This window comes from Staphylococcus haemolyticus (assembly GCF_006094395.1).
Taxonomy (GTDB): Bacteria; Bacillota; Bacilli; order Staphylococcales; family Staphylococcaceae; genus Staphylococcus; species Staphylococcus haemolyticus.
This window is the reverse complement of the sequence record NZ_CP035291.1, coordinates 866180-881392: the sequence shown is the minus strand read 5'-3', so window position 1 is coordinate 881392 and position 15213 is coordinate 866180. Positions and strand designations below refer to the sequence as shown.

Annotated in this window: 17 protein-coding genes and 1 riboswitch; of the genes, 3 read left to right on the top strand and 14 right to left on the bottom strand. The window is 33.1% G+C overall.

Going from position 1 to position 15213, the window contains the following annotated elements; translation table 11 throughout:
- Positions 1-32: 32 nt before the first annotated feature.
- Together cls and EQ029_RS04185 are read left to right on the top strand one after the other, a co-directional pair.
- On the top strand, positions 33-1517 hold the full coding sequence (gene cls / locus EQ029_RS04190) for a cardiolipin synthase (RefSeq protein ID WP_011275257.1): 1485 nt from the start codon (positions 33-35) through the stop codon (positions 1515-1517).
- Between the two features lie 99 nt (positions 1518-1616).
- The gene (locus tag EQ029_RS04185; RefSeq protein WP_016931420.1) at positions 1617-2258 is read left to right on the top strand and encodes an HD domain-containing protein; all 642 of its coding nucleotides are present in this window, start codon (positions 1617-1619) and stop codon (positions 2256-2258) included.
- 48 nt (positions 2259-2306) lie between these two features.
- Here EQ029_RS04185 and EQ029_RS04180 read toward each other — a convergent pair whose 3' ends face one another.
- The 8 genes from EQ029_RS04180 to EQ029_RS04145 all read right to left on the bottom strand — a co-directional run bounded on the left by EQ029_RS04180 (position 2307) and on the right by EQ029_RS04145 (position 9442).
- Positions 2307-3623 carry an ISL3-like element ISSha1 family transposase gene (locus EQ029_RS04180; protein ID WP_058646542.1) on the bottom strand — a complete coding sequence of 439 codons (1317 nt, stop codon included), beginning with the start codon at positions 3621-3623 and terminating at the stop codon, positions 2307-2309.
- Between the two features lie 194 nt (positions 3624-3817).
- Positions 3818-4693 carry a membrane protein insertase YidC gene (gene yidC / locus EQ029_RS04175; RefSeq protein ID WP_011275255.1) on the bottom strand — a complete coding sequence of 292 codons (876 nt, stop codon included), beginning with the start codon at positions 4691-4693 and terminating at the stop codon, positions 3818-3820.
- A gap of 88 nt (positions 4694-4781) precedes the next feature.
- Positions 4782-5420, bottom strand: a complete 639-nt coding sequence (gene thiE / locus EQ029_RS04170; protein WP_011275254.1) for a thiamine phosphate synthase — start codon at positions 5418-5420, stop codon at positions 4782-4784.
- Position 5421: 1 nt separating this feature from the next.
- A complete protein-coding gene (gene thiM / locus EQ029_RS04165; RefSeq protein WP_011275253.1) occupies positions 5422-6213 on the bottom strand; it encodes a hydroxyethylthiazole kinase in 792 nt (263 codons plus the stop codon).
- On the bottom strand, positions 6206-7027 hold the full coding sequence (gene thiD / locus EQ029_RS04160) for a bifunctional hydroxymethylpyrimidine kinase/phosphomethylpyrimidine kinase (RefSeq protein WP_016931211.1): 822 nt from the start codon (positions 7025-7027) through the stop codon (positions 6206-6208). The genes thiM and thiD overlap by 8 nt, the downstream gene beginning before the upstream one ends.
- The gene (gene tenA, locus EQ029_RS04155; protein WP_011275251.1) at positions 7020-7709 is read right to left on the bottom strand and encodes a thiaminase II; all 690 of its coding nucleotides are present in this window, start codon (positions 7707-7709) and stop codon (positions 7020-7022) included. The genes thiD and tenA overlap by 8 nt, the downstream gene beginning before the upstream one ends.
- Before the next feature lie 75 nt (positions 7710-7784).
- Positions 7785-7887, bottom strand: a riboswitch (TPP riboswitch).
- 110 nt (positions 7888-7997) lie between these two features.
- Positions 7998-8705: a transglycosylase family protein gene (locus EQ029_RS04150; RefSeq protein ID WP_011275250.1), complete on the bottom strand. Its 708-nt coding sequence runs from the start codon at positions 8703-8705 to the stop codon at positions 7998-8000.
- Positions 8706-9043: 338 nt separating this feature from the next.
- Positions 9044-9442 (bottom strand): single-stranded DNA-binding protein, encoded by a 399-nt coding sequence (locus tag EQ029_RS04145; protein WP_011275249.1) that lies wholly within the window; start codon positions 9440-9442, stop codon positions 9044-9046.
- Between the two features lie 187 nt (positions 9443-9629).
- Here EQ029_RS04145 and EQ029_RS04140 point away from each other — a divergent pair, with 187 nt between their 5' ends.
- Positions 9630-10073 (top strand): YwpF-like family protein, encoded by a 444-nt coding sequence (locus EQ029_RS04140; RefSeq protein ID WP_011275248.1) that lies wholly within the window; start codon positions 9630-9632, stop codon positions 10071-10073.
- A 179-nt stretch (positions 10074-10252) separates the two neighbouring features.
- On the opposite strand, the gene fabZ is transcribed toward EQ029_RS04140, so the two are convergent.
- The 6 genes from fabZ to atpG all read right to left on the bottom strand — a co-directional run bounded on the left by fabZ (position 10253) and on the right by atpG (position 15183).
- Positions 10253-10690, bottom strand: coding sequence for a 3-hydroxyacyl-ACP dehydratase FabZ (gene fabZ / locus EQ029_RS04135; protein WP_011275247.1), 438 nt, complete (start codon positions 10688-10690; stop codon positions 10253-10255).
- 39 nt (positions 10691-10729) lie between these two features.
- Positions 10730-11995 (bottom strand): UDP-N-acetylglucosamine 1-carboxyvinyltransferase, encoded by a 1266-nt coding sequence (gene murA, locus EQ029_RS04130; RefSeq protein ID WP_033079610.1) that lies wholly within the window; start codon positions 11993-11995, stop codon positions 10730-10732.
- Positions 11996-12099: 104 nt separating this feature from the next.
- The gene (locus tag EQ029_RS04125; protein ID WP_011275245.1) at positions 12100-12333 is read right to left on the bottom strand and encodes a DUF1146 family protein; all 234 of its coding nucleotides are present in this window, start codon (positions 12331-12333) and stop codon (positions 12100-12102) included.
- Between the two features lie 127 nt (positions 12334-12460).
- Complete coding sequence (locus tag EQ029_RS04120) at positions 12461-12862, bottom strand: F0F1 ATP synthase subunit epsilon (protein WP_011275244.1); 402 nt, start codon at positions 12860-12862, stop codon at positions 12461-12463.
- A gap of 20 nt (positions 12863-12882) precedes the next feature.
- Positions 12883-14295, bottom strand: coding sequence for a F0F1 ATP synthase subunit beta (gene atpD, locus EQ029_RS04115; protein ID WP_057504772.1), 1413 nt, complete (start codon positions 14293-14295; stop codon positions 12883-12885).
- Between the two features lie 21 nt (positions 14296-14316).
- On the bottom strand, positions 14317-15183 hold the full coding sequence (atpG, locus tag EQ029_RS04110) for an ATP synthase F1 subunit gamma (protein WP_011275242.1): 867 nt from the start codon (positions 15181-15183) through the stop codon (positions 14317-14319).
- Between the last annotated feature and the right edge of the window lie 30 nt (positions 15184-15213).

The following is a 15213-nucleotide window of genomic DNA, read 5'->3' as shown; positions in this document are numbered from 1 at the left end:
GCAAGAATTAAAAAATAAACAGGAGGCGTACTATGGTAGAAATATACTCAATGTCTTTCACGCATTCCTCATTGATTATTAATATCATTTTAATTGCTGCCTTTATATTAAACTTAATTTTTGCGTTTGTTATTATCTTTATGGAGCGCCGTAGTGCTGGTTCAATATGGGCTTGGCTACTTGTTTTAGTATTTTTACCAATTATAGGGTTTATTTTATATTTACTATTAGGACGCCAAATTCAACGCAATCGTATTTTTAAATTGAAAAAAGAAGACCGTAAAGGCCTTGCTATGATTGTCGATGAACAAATTGAAGCATTAGAAAGCGACGATTTCTCAAAAGGTAATCATCAAATTGTTAAGTTTAAAGAAATGGTACGCATGTTACTTTTTAACAATGCTGCATTCCTTACTACTGATAATCAAACCAAGATTTATACTGATGGCCATGCAAAATTTGATGCATTATTAAGTGATATTAAAAATGCAAAAGATTATATACATATTCAATACTATATTTTCAAAAGTGATGAATTAGGTCATCGAATTCTCTCAGCACTTGAGGATAAACTTGATGAGGGCTTAGAAGTTAAAATGTTATACGATGATATGGGATCAAGAACTCTAAGAAAAAAAGATTTAAAACACTTTCGTCAAAAAGGTGGACATGTTGAATCTTTCTTTCCTTCTAAACTCCCACTTATAAACCTACGTATGAATAACCGAAACCATAGAAAAATAGTTATTATTGACGGTAAAATTGGTTATGTTGGTGGTTTTAATGTAGGCGACGAATATTTAGGTAAAGATAAAAAATTTGGATATTGGCGAGACACTCATTTGCGATTAGAAGGAGATTCTGTAAACGCACTTGAACTGAGATTTATATTAGATTGGAACTCACAATCAAACCGTGATTCAATCGAATATGAAGATCGCTATTTTCCTGATGTAGACTCTGGTGGAACAATAGGTGTACAAATTGCCTCAAGTGGTCCTGATGAAGATTGGGAGCAAATCAAATATGGTTATTTGAAAATGATTTCTTCAGCTAAACAATCTATTTATATTCAATCACCCTATTTTATTCCTGATCAAGCCTTCATTGATGCAATTAAAATAGCAGCTTTAGGTGGTGTAGAGGTCAATATCATGATTCCTAATAAACCTGATCATCCTTTTGTTTATTGGGCTACCTTAAAAAACGCAGCTTCTCTATTATCAGCTGGCGTGAAAATCTATCATTATGATAATGGTTTCTTACACTCCAAAACATTAATTATTGATGATGAAATTGCTTCAGTAGGTACTGCCAACATGGATAATCGTAGTTTTACATTGAACTTTGAAGTAAACGCATTCATCTATGATGAAGCAATTGCAGCGCAACTAAAAGAAGCATTTATTCAAGATATGAAAGTATCTTACCGACTCACTGAAGACTTATATAATAAACGAAGCCTGTGGATTAAATTTAAAGAAGGTATATCTCAATTACTTTCACCTATTCTATAGATAATTTAGATATAGTGGCTTAAAAAATCACAATGAAAATATTATAGTCTTAAAATAATACTTTAGTCCCGAACTCATCTGAACAATAAGGAGATTAAAATGGATGTAACACGACAAATAGAATTAGCGCATAGATATATGAAAGATTTTCATAAAAGTGATTATTCTGGTCATGATGTTGCACATGTAGAACGTGTAACGTCACTAGCTCAAACAATCTCTAAATGCGAGCAACAAGGAGAATATTTAATTATCACATTATCTGCATTACTTCATGATGTCATTGATGATAAGTTAACAAATAAAGCCAATGCTTTAGATTGTTTAAAAACATTTTTAAAGAACATTCGCGTATCTTCTGATCAACAACAAAAGATTATTTACATCATTCAACATTTAAGTTATAGAAATGGACAAAATAATCATGTAGACCTTCCAATTGAAGGACAAATTGTTAGAGATGCAGATCGACTAGATGCGATTGGTGCTATTGGTATTGCTAGAGCATTTCAATTTTCAGGCCATTTTAATGAGCCAATGTGGACAGAATCACCACATAGTGACATACCTAATATTGAAACGATTACTAATTTAGAACCTTCCGCTATACGTCACTTTTATGATAAATTATTAAAATTAAAAGATTTAATGCATACTGAAACTGGTCGAAAATTAGCTAGAGAAAGACATGCGTTTATGGAACAGTTTTTAAATCAATTTTATAAAGAATGGCATATATAAAAAAAGGGGCTCTACGTCAAATCGGACTGATGAGTCCAAATATTGAGATTAAGCAACTTTAAGTTGTTTAATCTCTTTTTTTGTTGTTGAGACAAATAGTCGCGAAGTTATAATAATTCGATTACGTAAATTATCATAATTTCTATAACCAAAAGATACCCTTTTAATGAGTTTGATTTTATTATTAATTCCTTCTAACGGACCGTTGGTCAGGTTAGAATATGTCATAGTATTTTCAATGAAAGTAGCTAATCGTCTTAAAGTTCTAATGACTGGGCGTAATTTAGGACACACATCTGAAAGATGAATAGAAAAGAGTTTATGATTAAATTTCTCTATTTGATTTTCTTTTAATAATCTTCTTAGCTCATGAACGTAGTGATATGTATTAAATAGTTCTACATCTACACCTAATAAGTAATTTATAATGCCTTTTTCGGTTTTCCACTCTTTAAATAAATGGACTTTATGATAATTAAATGCTTCTAGCGTTTCAAAAGGTTTAAGAAATAGTTTCCAATAACTTTTATATTTATTATAAAGCGGTCTATTAGAGGTTCTATAACAATTCATTACATGAACTCTAGACATATTTAACGCTCGATTTAAAGATTGAACAATATGAAAACGATCAATAATAATCTTCGCGTTAGGAAATAATTGTTTGATTAGTGACATATATGGTTCATACATATCAATCGTGACTGTTTTGACTTTTTGTCTGAGTTTCAAAGAATAGCGATAAAAATGATCTTTTAGCGATTTTAACTTACGATCCGCTACCACATCTACGATGCGGTGCGATACAGCATCTGCATAAATAAAACTCATTTTTCCGATAACATTTTTAACACTTTTAAATTCGTCCATCATTAAGTGTTCAGGTAAAGCATCAAAAGAAGACTGACCTACGTCGCTTGCCGCTTGATTAATCACTCTAGACACAGTCATTGATGATACTAAGCATGACTTAGCGATAGATTTTTGAGAGCGGTATTCTTGTGCTTTATCTAAAACTGCAAGTTTTGTTTTATTAGAAATAAAGCAATGAGCGTCGACAATATTAGATTTAGCAGTAAAATGACTGTCACATGATTTACAATAAAATCTTTGTTTTTGAAGTTCTAAATAAGCGGGCATTTCCATAATTTTAAGTAAAGTAATCGTTGAGGTTTTCTTACCATTTTTTACTATTGAGAAATTTTCATTTTTAGTTGAACAATTTTCACAATGTGTAGGTTGATAAGTGAGCTCGGCATAGTAAAACAAGCTCATTCGTCCTTTATGTTTTTTCTCAATCACTTCATCTGAAAAATTTAGATTTTTATCTTTAATTCTTAATGTATTTAATATAGACTTACACATAGGCGCATTACCTTTCTTTTTATTTTGTTTGGTAGCTAATAATTATAGAGGTAATTGCGCCATTTTTGTATTCAAACATAAAAATTGGACTGATGATTTTTAGTCATCAGTCCAATTTATTATAGAGCCAAAAAAGGTCGATACCCTACGTAAGGATATCGACCTTTTTACTTACTAGTTTCAATTAAACTAATTTATTTTTTCTTTTTATTATTCTTAGAAACGACTTGAGTGTTTTTACCTTTTTTATTTGAGTTACTATTATTTTCCTTAAATTTTTCAATCATTGGTGCAACTTCTCTTTGAGCAACTTTTTCATAGTACATATTGGCGAAGTATGTTTGAACAACCAAGAATGCCGCACTGACTGACCAATATAAACCTAAAGCTGAAGCCGAACTTAATGAAATCCAAATAATCATGATTGGTGATACAATCATCATCATATATGTCATTTGACGTTGTTCTTGAGGCATTTGCTTACTTGATACCCAAGCTTGGATAAAGTAAAGCACACCGGCAATGATAGTAATCCAAATATCAGGATGTATTAAATTAAACCATAAGAAGTGAGGATGTTCTGCAATACCGCCACCAATACGGTAACGTAATACAAAGTATAATCCCATGACAACTGGCATTTGAATTAATACAGGTAAACATCCTAATGCACTCTTCATTGGATTAATATCGTATTTCTTATAAACTTCCATCATTTCTTGGTTTGCTGCCATTTTCTCTTCTTGAGTACGTGCACGTTTAACTTTCTCTTGCACACCATCAACTTCTGGTTTGGCAACTTTCATTTTTTCACGCATCAAATGACTATTTTTATAGTTTGATAGCATGAATGGTAACAAGATAATACGTATTACTAAAACTAATACGATAATTGCAATACCGTAGTCATCGTTAAATACTGAATGGCCTAACCAATGTAATACTTTAGACATTGGTTCTACGAATGTATTATAGAAAAATCCATCTCTATTACTAGACTTAGAATAGTCACATCCGGCTAAAAAGACCATTACCCCTAATAACAAAGGTAGTAACGCTTTCTTCTTCATTTTTACACCTCTATTGATATATTCACATAGGGATTATTTTATCATAGTAACCGTGTACTAGAAAACAAAAAAAGAAAAATTTTATTATTTATTTGAAATAACTTTTCATTTTAGTAACAGTCTTGTCAATATTATGACTACGTGCAATCGCTGAAATAACTGAAACACCATCTGCACCATTTTGAGCAATAGGTTCAATATTGTCTTCTGTTATGCCTCCAATTGCTACCATTGGTAACGAAGGATTGATGTTCTTTAATGTAGCAATCATTGATGGACCTACTGGTGCGTTAGCATCATTTTTAGAGATTGTTGCAAACATAGGTCCAACTCCAATATAATCAACATGTTCCAAATCCGAATGATAATATTCTTTCTCATTTCCAATGCTAAGCCCAATGATTTTATCTTTGAAGCGTTCAGCAAAAGACTTCACATTTTCATCATCTTGCCCTACATGAATACCGTCTGCATTTATTTTCTCAGCTAAATCAACGTCGTCATTTACAATAAATGGTACTTGATAGTCATGACATAGTTTTAATAAATCAATTGCTAAATGTTCTTTCTCAACACCATCTAATGATGTTGGCCCCTTTTCACGGAATTGAAAAAGGGTAATTCCAGCTTCTAAAGCTTGTTTTAGTATTTCTCTAATATCTTTTCCTTCTGGAACATCTTGCGTACCGCAAATAAAATAAACGTTTAATGATGATGAATTAAACATATTATTCAACCTCTTGTCTTTTGACTTGTTGTTGGTAAGTATTAAAATCAATGTTATACATTTGATCTAACAGTTTGGGTAAAAATGTACCTGGTCCATTCACTTGTTGATCCTTTTCAGCAATTTCAGCAGCAATATTATAAATGCTCACTGCTTCTTCTAACACTTGTAGTGTTGGATTTTCTTCTCTAAATAAGAAACTCGCTACAATACCACCGAGTAAACATCCAGCACCAGTAATTTTAGCTAATAAAGGTGACCCATTAGATAACTTGACAACTTTGCCACCTTGGACAACAACATCATCTTTACCTGTTAACACGATGGCTGTATTCAATTCCTCATGGGCTCTCTTAGCTATTTCAACAACATCTAAGTCAGTTTTACCATCTGTACCTTTCATCGTTGTAGTCGCATCTACTAACGTTAAAATTTCTGAGGCATTTCCTTTAATTACTGATACTTTCACTTCTGATAAGAATTTTTGGCAAAATGCTTTACGATATGAAGATGCACCAACTGCCACTGGATCAAATACAATCGGTGTTCCTTGTTGATTCGCAATTTTACCAATTTCCAATATGTCTTGTTCATTTGCTTTAGTCATCGTGCCAATATTAATAAGTAATGCACCAGCGACTTTATAAAATTCCTTCGCTTCTTCAGGTGCTTCACTCATTGCTGGGCTCGCGCCGATACTGAGTAAACCATTGGCTGTAAAATTCTTCACGACATCATTTGTATAACATACAACTAGAGGGTTCTCTTGTCTCAAACGTTCTAAGTTATTCATCATCTAAACCTACTTTCTTCATATAAGCAAAATGGTTCACCGGCCCTCTACCTTGACCAATCTCTGGCGTATATTGAATACTTAATGAAATAAATTTCTTAGCTTTTTTTACCGCTTCATAGATTGATTTACCTTTTGCAAGTTCTGCAGTAATTACCGCTGAAAATGTACATCCGGTGCCGTGAGTATGTTTTGTATCAAAGCGTTGATCTTCAAAAGTATATACATCATCCTTAGTAAACAAGAAATCTTTGGCATTGTTTAAATCAGCAGAATGCCCACCTTTTATTACGACGCCTTTACTACCTATCTCGTTAATAAATATGTTACCAGCTTTTCGTATATTTTCTTCAGTGTCTATTTTGATACCAGTAATTTCCTCTGCTTCAGGAATATTAGGCGTGACGACATCTGCTAAAGGTAGTAATGTATTCTGTAAATGTTTCTTAGTATCATCATCCATAAGTGAATCACCACTTTTAGCAAGCATAACTGGATCAATAACGTATGGAATATCTGAATGCTGTTTCAAATAATGTTGGATTAACTCCATTGTTTCATGAGTTGCAATCATGCCTGTCTTAATAGCATGTGGTAATTCATCATTAAAGACACTGTCTAATTGTTCTTGTACCCAACTTATCTCAAGATTATGGATGTGTTGAACGCCTTTCGTGTTTTGCGCAACAATACTTGTAATCGCTGCCATACCGTAGACGCCACAGGCATGAAATGATTTTAAATCGGCCATTACACCAGCGCCACCTGATGGATCAGTTCCTGCAATTGTTAAAGCAATTTTGGGTTTATGCATTTTTGTCGCCTCCGAAGTTCCACTGTTCATTAATATAAGCCATATTAAAGAAATTACGTTCATGTATAGTACTTTGTAAGAAACTTTCTTTAATATCTTTTTTCTCTTGTTCTGTACAATTTGCTGTTAATTCATCTAATAAATTGTCAAATACTTCGATTAATGGTCGCATTTCTGTGCTATAGAAATCAAACCATTTCGATGTTACTGAATCTCTATTTAGATTTTGATCATCTAATGCCATTTTAGCTACTACTTCATATACATAAGGACAAGGTGCCATTGCAGCTATAGTATACGCAGCATTTTCATGTGCATATGCGTGATAATACATATGTTTAATATAATGATCTCCACTAGGTGGCCATACTTTTTCTTTAACAATTTCTTCATAAGGTTCGTTGATATAATCTGCTAGGATTTCATGTGCCTCAACCTCACCATCAAGCATAAATTCAATTTGTTCAACTAAAAATTTAACATCCTTCATTGATGGCGCTTTTGGGATAAGAAGTGCATATAAATTTGTAAATTCTTTCAAATATGATGCATCTGCTCTTAAATATTGACGTACTGCTTGAGCATCTAAATCCCCTTTTAATAGGTCTTGTATAAAACCATCATTATAAATTTCTTCAATAATAGGTTGCGCAGCCTCTTTAATCTCAGTTGAAAATGTCATATTAATCCTCCTTAAAATTAAAAAATGCTACATTTCAACGTAGAAATGTAGCTATCATTCAATAAAGAGAACGTAACATTTACATAACTACTTTCCTACGTTGGTACTAACCAAATCAGGTTATAAGGGTCTGAATTAATCATCTCAGCCATTTACTATGGCTCCCCTAGTAGCATTAATTTATTAATTTAACAATATCAAAATGACTGCGTTTTATCAAACAAAACAAAAAAGAGTGGAACAAAATTCACTGTTCCACTCTTACTTTAAAATAATTAAATTACTATATTATGCAGTTACCCATTGTGAAGCGCCTGCAGTGTTATATAATTTAACTGCTGCAGCATCTTGTACGTCTTCAGGAGCTTGTGCTGGTGAAACACCTTTATATTCATCAGGAGCTACTGAATCCCAAGTAGATTGTAAGAATTGATATTTACCTGCTGCACCTGAACTTGGGTTGATAGCAGTAATGTCGCCACCAGATTCACGTTGTGCAATTTGTTGTAAATGACTGTTAACATTTACAGAAGAACCACTTGAAGCATTGTTATTTGAAGAACTTGAGTTAGAAGTTGTAGCTTCAGTTTGTGGTTGTTGTGTTTGTTCAGTTTGAGGTGCTTGTTGAGTTTGAGTTGGTTGAGCTTGACTAGATTGTTGTTGTGAACCAACTTGTTCAGCTGAAGTTTGATTAGAAACAGTTGAAGCTTGTGCACTTACATCTTGTTGTTGAGAAGCTTGACCTGATTGTGCATAGTTCCAGCTCCAATTAGTACCATCTGATTCAAAATGGTAAGTGAAACCTTCATAATCAAAAGTTACATTGTAAGCACCTTCTTGGATAGGGCTATCATTTAATGATTGATCGTTTGATTGAGCTAATTGAGCTAATTCTGCTTTATTTACTTGAGCTTCGCTCGCATCTGCGTGTCCAGCGTTGCCAGCAACTACTCCTAAACCTACTGCTAATGATGAAGCAATAATTGTCTTTTTCATAATATATATATCCTCCTAAGAATGTTTGTGTCTTAATTAATTTTACAAGTAACACTTTAACATCCATAAAATCATAGTAGGTTACAGTGAAATAAAAAAAGACAGGACTTTTTTACATAGAAATTACATTAGTAAAACCATAATTATTTCAATTGCAAACTATCATGACAGTTTTGAATAGGTAAATAAACATCTTTTCTTTGTAATATTTATGAAATCTTTCAGATAATTAAATGGATAATTTAATAGCCTCCCTTATAAAATTCTTTATATAAGAGAGGCCATGAGTATAATTAAAAGAAGTTTTTATAGTAAAAAGGGATGGAGTTATTAGAACATTAGTTAACATCAATCACTTCAAGGTGATCAAAGGAATAAGCGTCTTCATCATATGAGGTGTTAGGAAGAATATTATCATTTTTAGATTTAGGGGACATAAATTTAATTGTTTCAACATATAATTCAGTCACAAAGTGCGTTTGGCCATCTTTATCGTACTTACGAGATCTCATTTGTCCTGTAATACCAACTAAAGTGCCTTGGTCTGTATATGATTCTATATTTGTTGCTGTTTTACCAAATGCCTTACAAAAAATATAATCACAAGCTATTTCATTATTTTCATCTTTATAATTACGTTCAGTTGCAACACAGAACGTAGCTATTTTCACCTCCTCGTTTTCAAATATTTGTGCCTTTTTGGTCAATCGACCTACTATCACAATTTTATTTAGCATGTGTCACCTCCTTCTATAACTATATTATTCATTTATAATTTAAGCGTCAAAATTCTATTTTTAATATTTTTATTCCTCTTAATACACAAAGTTTGATATATTTAAAGAAAATAATTGTAAAACTCATATTAGATTATTAATAATTTCATTTTTTGCATAATTTAAATTTTTTTGGGGATGTGATGAAGTGAAGACATTTAAAGCTGTACGTTTTCAAATCGTAAACGAAAATGGTGGAATAACTGAATTCGAGTTAGAAGATGGTGTAATCATTAATAAAGAAAATAGTGGCACAGGTTGGCTCTTAGAGGTTGTCATTTCAAATGCACATTATGAGACAATGAAAAAATATTATGATGATCAAACTTTATTGGACATTAGAGTCGTGATAACGCGTCCTTCAAATGATCCCGCTTTATTTGATGCCACAATTAAAAGCATTTCTGAATTCGAAACAACAATGTCAATAGTATTTGACTGCCATATTTATACTTTACGTCAAGTATATGCAGAGAGTTTATTAGAACAGTTGATAGATGAAGGTCTTTCTGGTGAAGAGTTAAAAATAACATTCAATCGAATGATGCAATCAAAACCAAAACTTAAAGAAGAAAAATTTGAGAGAGAATAAAAATGAGGCTGAGACAAAATTAAATGTCTCAGCCTACTTTATCATTTTGTCAGTTGCTGACTGATTTGAAAATGCGCTTGAATCAAGCTTTTTTCAAACCTAGTCATCCTTTCCGGGGTAGGCCAACGAAATAAATTTTGAGAAAATATTATTTCTGTCCTACTCCCATCTATGATTATCTAAGCATTTTGAATTGCGAAAGTTAGTTCACAACTGCAAGCTAATTGTCCATCAACAGTTGCTTTAGCTGTACCTTTTCCAATCGGACCTTTAATTTTAGTAATTTCTACTTCTAACATTAAAGTATCACCAGGAGTTACTTGCTTTTTAAATCTACATTTATCAATACCAGCAAATAAAGCAATTTTACCTTTATTCTCTTCACTGTTTAGCATAGCAACAGCTCCTGTTTGAGCTAAAGCTTCAGTAATTAGTACGCCAGGCATTACAGCATAATCTGGAAAGTGTCCTTGGAAAAATGGCTCATTACCAGATACTTGTTTTAAGCCCACACATCTTTTGCCTTCTTCATATTCAACTACACGGTCAATTAGTAAAAATGGTTGTCTATGTGGAATAATTTGTTTAATTTGATTATAATCGAAAATTGTTTCCATAATGTAAGTCCTCCAGAAGTTTATACGATAATTATCTTATTAATAATTTACTCTTTCAATGTTAGCGCCCAATGATTTTAATTTCTCATGGAAATTAACGTAACCACGGTCTAAATGTTTCAATTCAGTAACCTGAGTTGTACCTTCAGCTACTAAACCAGCTAATATTAATGCTGCAGCTGCACGTAAATCCGTTGCTTTAACTTGAGCACCTTGTAATTGACTCTTACCTTGTATTTTAGCGCTTCTGCCTTCTACAGTAATATTTGCATTCATACGTCTGAATTCGGCAACGTGCATAAATCTATTTTCGAAGACTGTTTCAGTTATCACTTTATGACCTTCAGCTGTTAATAATAACGCCATCATTTGTGATTGCATATCTGTTGGGAATCCAGGATGTGGCAATGTTTTAACGTCAACTGGTTTAAGTTCATCCTCAGCAGTGACTCTTACACCATCTTCTTGGAAATCTAAATTAACACCCATTTCTTCTAGTTTATAAATTAAACTAGTCATGTGTTCCTTCACAGCGTCTCTAACAAATACATCACCACGTGTAATTGCAGCAGCTATGATAAGGGTACCTGCTTCAATTCTATCTGGAATAATTGAATGTTCAACACCTCTTAATTTTTCGACACCATGAATTGTAATAGTATCAGTACCAGCTCCGGTAACTTTACCACCCATTTCATTGATATAGTTTGCTAAATCAACAATTTCAGGTTCTTTAGCAACATTTTCAATTACTGTTTTACCCTTTGCAAGTGAAGCAGCCATAATAATGTTTTGAGTTGCACCTACACTAGGGAAATCCAAATGAATATCTGTACCTTTTAAACCATCTTTTGTACTAGCATAAATATTTCCATTTTCAAGGTGAATTTCAGCACCTAGAGCTTCAAAACCTTTAATATGTTGCTCTATTGGTCGTGCACCAATTGCACAACCACCTGGTAATGCGACAATGGCATGTCCTAATCGAGCTAGTAAAGGACCCATAACCAATATGCTCGCACGCATCTTACTAACATATTCATAAGGTGCCTCTTCTTTTAATGTTGTAGATGCATCAACTAATACAGCACCTTCTTCTTTGTTATACTCCACATTAGCGTTTAATGTTGATAACACATTATTTATTGTTACAACATCACTTAGATCTGGAACGTTAACAAGTTTACTTTGACCTTCTGATGCTAACAGTGATGCAGTTAGTACTGGTAAAACTGCATTTTTAGCTCCTTCAACTTTAACTTCTCCAGTTAGGCGATTGCCACCTTTTATAACTATTTTATCCATAATAATCCTCCACTTTAAACTCCTATTACTATCATCATTTCCCGATTTTCAATCAATTATTTATTTATTATATCCATTTTTAAAAAGAATTTACAATAACCTCATTATTGAAATAAAAATTTCACTTGTGTTGAGAATTGTAATAAATCAATTAAAAAATTACTAACAGCTGTACCCAATAATACCGCTAAAAACATTAGACAAACTTGTACTTGAGTAGCATAGCCTTTTTTAAAAAATTGATCTAATTTAAGAGAGTTTAATGCCCAATAAGCTATACAAATACACAGAACATGTAAAATTAAGTGTACTATTGCAAATTGTCCTATATAATCCATGACATTCTCTCCTTTTAGATTTCTGTACTATATTGTACATTAAATAAGCACAGAATGATACTAATCGTGACTATGATACAACATAAAAAAGGTTTGAAAACTAAAGTTAGTTTCCAAACCTTTTTAATTATTTTAATTCTGCTACGCGTAAGCGGTTTTCAGCTCTTGCCAACGCTCTTTTAGCTCTGTTTATATCACTGTTATCCTGATCTTCTAAATGAGATTGTGCTCTTTGACGAGCTAATTTAGCTCGTTCTACATCAATTTCACTTGCAGTTTCAGCTGTTTGAACAATGACAGATACTTTATGTTGTCTAATTTCAACAAAGCCACCACTAACAGCTATATATTCAGTACCATTTCTAAAATTCACTTTTACATGGCCTGTTTTTAATGCGGCAACTGTCGGAATATGCCCACTCATGACACCCATTTCACCAGCTGTAGTTTGAAAAACAACTAATTCAACGTCATCTTTTTCGTAGACTGAACCATTAGGAGTGACAATATCAAGATTAACTGTACTCATTATCTATACCTCCTAATTGTTTAGACTTCAACACCCATATCTTTTGCTTTGGCAATTACATCTTCCATACTTCCAACTAAACGGAAAGCATCTTCAGGAATATGGTCATATTTACCATCTAAAATGTCTTTAAAATCAGCTACAGTAGTTTTAACAGGAACGTATGAACCTTTTTGACCAGTGAATTGTTCTGCTACATGGAAGTTTTGTGACAAGAAGAATTGAATTCGACGTGCACGTTCTACAGTCAATTTATCTTCTTCTGATAACTCATCCATACCTAAAATAGCAATGATATCTTGTAATTCTCTATATTTTTGAAGTGTTGATTGGACATCTCGTGCCACTTCATAATGCTCTTGACCAACAATTGCTGGTTCTAATGCTCTTGATGTAGATGCTAAAGGATCCACGGCAGGGTAGATACCCATCTCAGTTAATTTACGTTCTAAGTTAGTTGTAGCATCTAAGTGAGCGAATGCAGTTGCTGGCGCTGGGTCAGTATAGTCATCGGCTGGTACGAATACTGCTTGAATTGAGGTTACTGAACCTTTATTCGTTGATGTAATACGTTCTTGTAATTGACCCATTTCTGTAGCTAAAGTAGGTTGATAACCTACAGCTGAAGGCATACGTCCCAATAATGCTGATACTTCTGAACCTGCTTGAGTAAATCTGAAAATGTTATCGATGAATAACAGAACGTCTTGTCCTTGTTCATCACGGAAATACTCAGCCATTGTCAATGCAGAAAGTGCCACACGCATACGTGCACCAGGTGGCTCGTTCATTTGACCAAATACCATTGCTGTTTTCTTAATAACACCACTATCTCTCATTTCATAATATAGGTCGTTACCTTCACGTGTACGTTCACCTACACCAGCAAATACTGAGATACCACCATGTTCTTGTGCGATATTATTAATCAATTCTTGGATTAAAACGGTTTTACCAACACCGGCACCACCAAATAGACCGATTTTACCACCTTTGATGTATGGTGCTAATAAGTCTACAACTTTGATTCCAGTTTCAAGAATTTCTACTTCAGTAGATAATTCGTCAAAGTTAGGTGATTGTCTATGAATTGGATCACGTCTTACTGAACCATCTAATTTATCTTCTAAATCAATTGTGTCACCTAATACGTTAAATACACGTCCTAAAGTTACTTCGCCAACTGGTACTGAAATGTCTTTTCCAGTGTTCTGAACTTCCATACCACGTTGAACACCATCTGTTGAATCCATAGCAATTGTACGAACAACGTCATCACCTAGTTGTAATGCAACTTCAAGCGTTAATTCAAAAGTACCATCTTCTTTGGGAACTTCGATGATTAAGGCGTTATTAATTTCAGGTACTTCATTATGTTCAAAACGAACGTCAACAACAGGACCCATAACCTGAGTTACACGGCCATTACTCATGTTGTTTCCTCCTTTAAATTATTATTCAAGTGCTGCGGAACCACCAACAATTTCAGTGATTTGTTGAGTGATTTCAGCTTGTCTAGCTCTATTATATTGTAATGATAAGTCATCAATAAGTTCAGTTGCATTATCAGAAGCATTTTTCATTGCAGTCATTCTCGCTGCATGTTCACTAGCCTTAGCATCTAAAATCGTTCCATAAATTAAACTTTCAACATATTGAGGAAGAATAACACTTAGGATAGACTCTTTATCAGGCTCAAATTCATAAGAAGACATTTGACCTTGACCTTGGCTAGAATCTTCACGAGATAATGGTAAAACTTGTTTAGTTGTTGGTTTATTCTCAAGAACACTAACATAGTGACTATAATAAATTTTTAATTCGTCAATATGTTCTTCACTGAATAAGTCAATCGCATGTTTAGCAATTGCTTGTATTGATTTAAATGAAGGTTGATCAGGAACATCAACAAGCGAATTCTCAATTTCATAACCTCTATTTTTAAGGAAATCAACACCAGATTGACCCAATACAATAATGCTATATTCGTCACTGCTAGTATGCTTTTCTTTAATGTCATTAATAAGTCGTTTTAGTACATTTGAACTATAAGCACCTGCTAAGCCTTTATCACTTGTAATAACTAAGTAGCCACTACGTTGAACTTGTCTAGGTCTAAGCATAGGATGACTAGAATTTTTACTAGCACCTGCAATTGCAGTAATAGCATCTTGCATTTTCTCCATATAAGGTTCAAATTGTTTAGTGTTTTTTTCAGCTCGACGTAATTTTGAACTTGATACCATGTTCATCGCTTTGGTAATTTGTTTCATTTTTTTCGTCGATTTAATACGACCATCTATCTCTTTTAATGAAGCCATTATCTCACCACCCTTTCAATTTAAAGTTTA

What these genes read in the sequence shown, in the direction of transcription:
- cls (WP_011275257.1), top strand. Translation starts at nt 33, where the DNA reads ATGGTAGAAATATACTCAATGTCTTTCACGCATTCCTCATTGATTATT.
- EQ029_RS04185 (WP_016931420.1), top strand. Translation starts at nt 1,617, where the DNA reads ATGGATGTAACACGACAAATAGAATTAGCGCATAGATATATGAAAGAT.
- EQ029_RS04180 (WP_058646542.1), bottom strand. Translation starts at nt 3,623, where the DNA reads ATGTGTAAGTCTATATTAAATACATTAAGAATTAAAGATAAAAATCTA.
- yidC (WP_011275255.1), bottom strand. Translation starts at nt 4,693, where the DNA reads ATGAAGAAGAAAGCGTTACTACCTTTGTTATTAGGGGTAATGGTCTTT.
- thiE (WP_011275254.1), bottom strand. Translation starts at nt 5,420, where the DNA reads ATGTTTAATTCATCATCATTAAACGTTTATTTTATTTGCGGTACGCAA.
- thiM (WP_011275253.1), bottom strand. Translation starts at nt 6,213, where the DNA reads ATGAATAACTTAGAACGTTTGAGACAAGAGAACCCTCTAGTTGTATGT.
- thiD (WP_016931211.1), bottom strand. Translation starts at nt 7,027, where the DNA reads ATGCATAAACCCAAAATTGCTTTAACAATTGCAGGAACTGATCCATCA.
- tenA (WP_011275251.1), bottom strand. Translation starts at nt 7,709, where the DNA reads ATGACATTTTCAACTGAGATTAAAGAGGCTGCGCAACCTATTATTGAA.
- EQ029_RS04150 (WP_011275250.1), bottom strand. Translation starts at nt 8,705, where the DNA reads ATGAAAAAGACAATTATTGCTTCATCATTAGCAGTAGGTTTAGGAGTA.
- EQ029_RS04145 (WP_011275249.1), bottom strand. Translation starts at nt 9,442, where the DNA reads ATGCTAAATAAAATTGTGATAGTAGGTCGATTGACCAAAAAGGCACAA.
- fabZ (WP_011275247.1), bottom strand. Translation starts at nt 10,690, where the DNA reads ATGGAAACAATTTTCGATTATAATCAAATTAAACAAATTATTCCACAT.
- murA (WP_033079610.1), bottom strand. Translation starts at nt 11,995, where the DNA reads ATGGATAAAATAGTTATAAAAGGTGGCAATCGCCTAACTGGAGAAGTT.
- EQ029_RS04125 (WP_011275245.1), bottom strand. Translation starts at nt 12,333, where the DNA reads ATGGATTATATAGGACAATTTGCAATAGTACACTTAATTTTACATGTT.
- EQ029_RS04120 (WP_011275244.1), bottom strand. Translation starts at nt 12,862, where the DNA reads ATGAGTACAGTTAATCTTGATATTGTCACTCCTAATGGTTCAGTCTAC.
- atpD (WP_057504772.1), bottom strand. Translation starts at nt 14,295, where the DNA reads ATGAGTAATGGCCGTGTAACTCAGGTTATGGGTCCTGTTGTTGACGTT.
- atpG (WP_011275242.1), bottom strand. Translation starts at nt 15,183, where the DNA reads ATGGCTTCATTAAAAGAGATAGATGGTCGTATTAAATCGACGAAAAAA.